The sequence below is a fragment of the Methylosinus sp. Sm6 genome (assembly GCF_019802345.1).
Taxonomy (GTDB): Bacteria; Pseudomonadota; Alphaproteobacteria; order Rhizobiales; family Beijerinckiaceae; genus Methylosinus.
Map to the genome: position 1 here is coordinate 1 of NZ_JAINDZ010000083.1, position 5,071 is coordinate 5,071.

The following is a 5,071-nucleotide window of genomic DNA, read 5'->3' on the forward strand; positions in this document are numbered from 1 at the left end:
AGAGCGCCGAGATCGATCAGCGACGGCGCCAACTCCAGCCGATCCAAAACCTCCTGCCGCGCCTCCCCCTCCCGCGCCACGAACCGTGTCCGCAACACATCGTGACGTCGCACGATCTCATTCAACGCCGCAACGACTGCGCCAAAATCCACATCGCCGAAGAGACGCAGCGCAGCGGAAATATTGTACGTCGTATCCCCCGGCGTCAGCCGATCCAAAAACAACAACCGCTGCTGCGCAAACGAAACCGCCAAATCCACAGCCCCTCGCCTCGCGAGGATCTCTATGGTCGGCTGATGCCTCTCCTGCGACAATGCGGCCAAGATCGTCGCATGATGAGTATGTAGAGCGTCACGAATTTCCGTTGTGAGCGCGCCGGCAGGAGCCGCGCAGCGCAGACGTCCGTCTCTTACATAGACGTGAATGCCTCGCTGATGAAGCTCCTCGATCAAGACTGTGGCGCGCATATCTCGAATTCCTCCACATCAGAAATCTCAGAAGACGAAGTCGCCGCGCTCATCCGCGCGAGAGCGGCGGTCAGATCGATGAGCTCCGCAAGCTCCGCCAGATCGACGCACTCGTAGACCGACTTCAAGGGCACGACGACGCCCACCGCCGTTTCCAAGCGCGCCATCAAGCGGATAAGATGCAAGGACGTCCCGCCGAGATCGAAAAAATTGCTGTCGATATAGATCACGTCGCAGGAGAGAGTCTCGGCGACAACGGCCGCCACTGCCTTCTCCGTCATAGTCCGCGGTAGACGCCCCGGCCTTTCTCTTTCAAGCATCCCGGGCTCTGGCAGCGCCTTGCGATCGATCTTTCCATTCGCCGTCAGCGGCAACACATCCAATATGACGAACACTGTGGGAATCATATGATCGGGCAACCGTGTCCGCAGCATCGTGCGCAGCTCGCTCGCCGCGAGCGTCGCTCCCTCCCGCGCGGACACATAAGCGACGAGCCGCCTTTCTTGGCGGCTGTCCTCCAGCGCCACGACCGCGGCGTGACGCACCTGCGGAACCAGTGACAGCGCCGCCTCGATTTCGCCGAGCTCGATACGAAAGCCCCTAATCTTTACCTGATCATCGAGTCGCCCGAGGAAATCAATGCAGCCGTCCTCCCGAAAGCGGCAGATATCGCCTGTTCGATACAAGCGGTCTCCAGCTCCACCGAATGAATCCGGCGTGAAGCGCTCCGCCGTCAGATCCGCACGACCCAAATAGCCGCGAGCGACGCTCGGGCCGCCGATATGCAATTCTCCAGGCACGCCCGGCGGTAGCGCTCGCCCGCGACCGTCGAGGACAAGCGCTCGAACACCGGCGATCGGGCGGCCTATCGAAACCAGACCGGCTTCGACTGCCTCTTCGATCTCAGCGACGGTAGACCATACAGAACATTCGGTAGGCCCGTACTCGTTGTAGAGTTTCACGCGCGGCAGCAGCTTCAGATGCGCGACGGTGAGGCTCGGAGGACAGGTTTCACCTCCGACGATCACAGAGGATAAGCTCGACAGCTTCTCTCGAAACTCTTCGCTCAAAAGGCTCGGGTAGAGCGCTGGCACGCTTATCAAATGCGACGCTTCGCAACTTTGGATCAAATCCGCGATCGCGCCGAGCCGCACTGCCTCATCTCGGCTCGGTCGACACAAACGTCCTCCCCGGGTCAAAGTCCAGAACAATGCTCCGAGCGCGCAATCGAAATTGAAGGAAGGCAGCAACACGCAGGAGCGAACGGGATCGGGATAGCGTTCAAATCGTGCGAGAGTCGAATGTAGAATGTTGCGGTGCTCGACGACGACCCCCTTGGGAACGCCTGTCGAGCCGGAGGTGTAGATCACATAAGCTGCTTGACGAAGATCCGACGGAAGCGGTTCCGGCTCGGTCCACGGCTCCGGTAGGAGGGAATCGTCATCCGCATCCAAACAAATGGTCGACGCCGAACAAGCGCTAAAGCGTTCCGCTCCAGCGGACGTCGTCAACAAGATGGCCACATGGGAATCCGCGACAATGTATTTGACAACCTCTTCTGGATAGTTGGGATCGAGCGGTATGAATGCGCCGCCCGCCTTCATCACAGCGAATATTGCGATTGCCATGTCGATAGCGCTTTCGAACATCAGACCGATGCGATGCTCCGGACCAGCGCCGAGCTTGCGCAGCCTCGACGCCGAGCGATCGGATCGCTCGCGCAGCTCACGATAGGTCAAATCCGATCCTGCATAAGTGACAGCGATCGCGGCGGGCGTGCGTAAAGCTTGTTCATCGAACATCTGATGAAGACTGAGCTCACGCTCAATATTGTACGTACTGCGGGCCGGCTCCATCGCAATCCGACGGAGATCATCCTCTGCAAGAAACGCCAAGGATTCGCGACGTCCGTCCGGATCATTGACCATCGCCGCGATCGTCGTGACGAGCAGCTTCGCGATCACAGTTGTCGATGTCGGGCCGAACCGAAGGCGATCGACGCTGATCGACATTGTGATATCCGGAGAATCGGTGTGCTGCTGAAACGCCACCAACATGCCAGTCAGAGCGCTCGCGCGCTCCCGCCAGCCGAGCACCTCGACATCCGACAGCGCGCGGGCTTCTTTCACAACATGATAGTTCAAATAGTTGAATACGGAATCGAACAGCGGCTCTCCTCCCTTCTCGCTCTGCAAGGCGGCGACCGGATAGAAGCGACGTTGCAGCAACGCGATCTCCTCGCTAAATACATCGAGGATGGCGTCTCGCCATGTGCCGCTTGTTGTCCGATATCGAATCGGAAGCGTGTTTAAAAAAAGTCCGAGGCAGCGGTCAGCGTCCGGCTCCTCCGGTCGAATCCCACAGACGAGGCCGGTGATGACCTCGGACTGTGCTTGGAGCAAGCCCAAGACCTCGAGATGCGCCGTTAAAAGAATGCTCTTCACCGGGACATGTGTTTCTGCCGCCAAAGCATGCAAAAGCGTCGTCACTTCGCTGGGGAGTGTACGTTTTTCGGTCGCAACCGCCTGTCGCGCTGCATCGGACGCGCGACCGACGTCTCCACGCGTGCGGCTAGAACTCCGTTCCCGCGAACCGATGCGCTGTTCCCAAAACGCACGGCTTTCATCGGATCGCAAGGCTGCGCGTTCGAGACCGACCAGTTGCGGCAGTAAGGAAGCTGAGGAAGCGACATGCGCCTCCGGCCGACCCTGGAGATAGCCGACATATCTGCGGACGATATCGACCAGCAGGACATTGACACTCCATCCATCGAGGATCACATGATGATGTGAAAAGGTGAATTGGAATACGTCCTCGGTGAGAAGATGCGCCTGGAATCGACACAAAGGGGCTTCGGACAGTTCGAACCGCTCCTCCTCCTGAGATTCGATCCAGCGCTCGAGTTCGTCGGCGCGTTCGCGGTCCGACAAACTTCTCAAATCCGTATAGGCGAAAGGCGCCGCCACGGCGTCGCGCACGAGCTGCAACGGCTCACTGAATCGCCTCAGATCGAAATATGTGCGCAAAACGGGATGCATGCGCAGGACGTCGTCGAGCGCGCATCGAAAAGCTCCGAAGTCAAAAGCGCATTTCACCGTCAAGCTATCGACCATATGGTAGGAATTGTCGCCGAGGCCGCTGTGAAAGATCATGCCGGCCTGCAGCGCTGTTAACGGATAGGCGTCCACCACGTCTTTGGGCAGCAATGCGCGATCTTCTACCGACAACAGCGAGAACGGCGGGATCTGCTCGGCGCCGCACCCATCCGACGCATCCCTATCGAGCTGTTGCGCGAGCATTGCGATCGTCGCGCCCCGATAAACTGCCTCCAGCGAGAACTTCAGGCCGCGGGCTTTGGCGAGGCCGACGGCTCTCACGCTCGACAGCGAATCGCCGCCCAGCTCGAAAAAATTATCCACGACGCCGACTCGTTCGAGCCCCAGAGCCTCGGCCCAGATTGCGCACAAGGCCGCTTCGGTTGCCGTTCGTGGCGCGACCAAGCCGGCCACCTCGGTAATGTCTGCATCTGGGGCCGGCAGCGCCTTGCGATCGATTTTGCCATTGGGCGACAAGGGAAGGGCGTCGAGCGTCACGAAAGCGGAAGGGACCATATAGTCGGGCAGGCTCGACAACAGCGCTGCGCGCAGATCTCTCGAAGAGAGCGTCATCCCAGCACGCGCCGTGACATAGGCGACGAGCCGCTTCTCTCCGACGCCGTCCTCGCGCGCTACGACCACCGCCTCCCGCACCGACGCGATGCGAGTTAACTCCGCCTCGATCTCGCCGAGCTCGATGCGGAAGCCCCTTATCTTCACCTGATCGTCGAGCCGGCCCAGAAACTCCAGATTGCCGTCCGCGCGATAGCGGCATAGATCGCCGGTCCGATACAATCGGGCTCCGCCTTCTGCGAAGGGATTCGGCGTGAAGCGTTCCGCAGTGAGATCAGCGCGCCTGAGATAGCCGCGCGCGAGTCCGGCGCCGCCGACGAACAACTCGCCGCATGCCCCGATCGGGATCGGCTCGAATGAGGCGTCGAGCAGATAGACCTGCGTGTTCCAAATCGGGCGGCCGATCGGGATTGAAGCGTTGTCGGTCAGAGAATCGCAGGCGAATGCCGTAATGTCGATCGACGCCTCTGTCGGTCCATATAGATTATGCAGCTTCGCCGACTGCTGAACATAGAATCGATTTTTGACATTTGTCGGTAGCGCTTCGCCGCTGCACACGACGCAACGCACCGTCGCGAGAGTCGGCAGATCGTCGACGCTCAAGAAGGTTTGCAGCATCGATGGCACAAAATGCAGAATCGTGACGCCGCTCTTCGTGATCGCTTCAGAGAGGCGAGACGGATCGCGATGATCGCCGGGCGGCAACAAAACCAAGCGCGCGCCAGCCACGAGCGGCAAAAAAAACTCCCATACAGAGACGTCGAACCCGAAGGGCGTCTTCTGCAGCACCACGTCCGAAGGCGTAAGCCGATATTCGGCCTGCATCCACGCCAATCGATTGACGACTCCGCCATGGGTGACGGCGACGCCCTTGGGGCGTCCGGTGGAGCCGGATGTATAGATCACATAAGCGAGATTGGCGGGATGCGCGACATT

General features: G+C 59.8%; 2 protein-coding genes and 1 pseudogene. All 3 read right to left on the reverse strand.

The features are described from left to right. Positions 1–260 (reverse strand): condensation domain-containing protein (locus tag K3F48_RS24695; protein WP_370631490.1); only part of this gene is annotated, 260 nt, incomplete at its 3' end. Positions 261–365: 105 nt separating this feature from the next. Beyond that, a pseudogene (locus tag K3F48_RS25080) lies at positions 366–467 on the reverse strand (hypothetical protein); the annotation flags it as partial. Then, a partial coding sequence (locus K3F48_RS23255; protein ID WP_222577821.1) for a non-ribosomal peptide synthetase occupies positions 449–5,071 on the reverse strand: 4,623 nt, incomplete at its 5' end. The gene K3F48_RS23255 and the pseudogene K3F48_RS25080, both read right to left, overlap by 19 nt.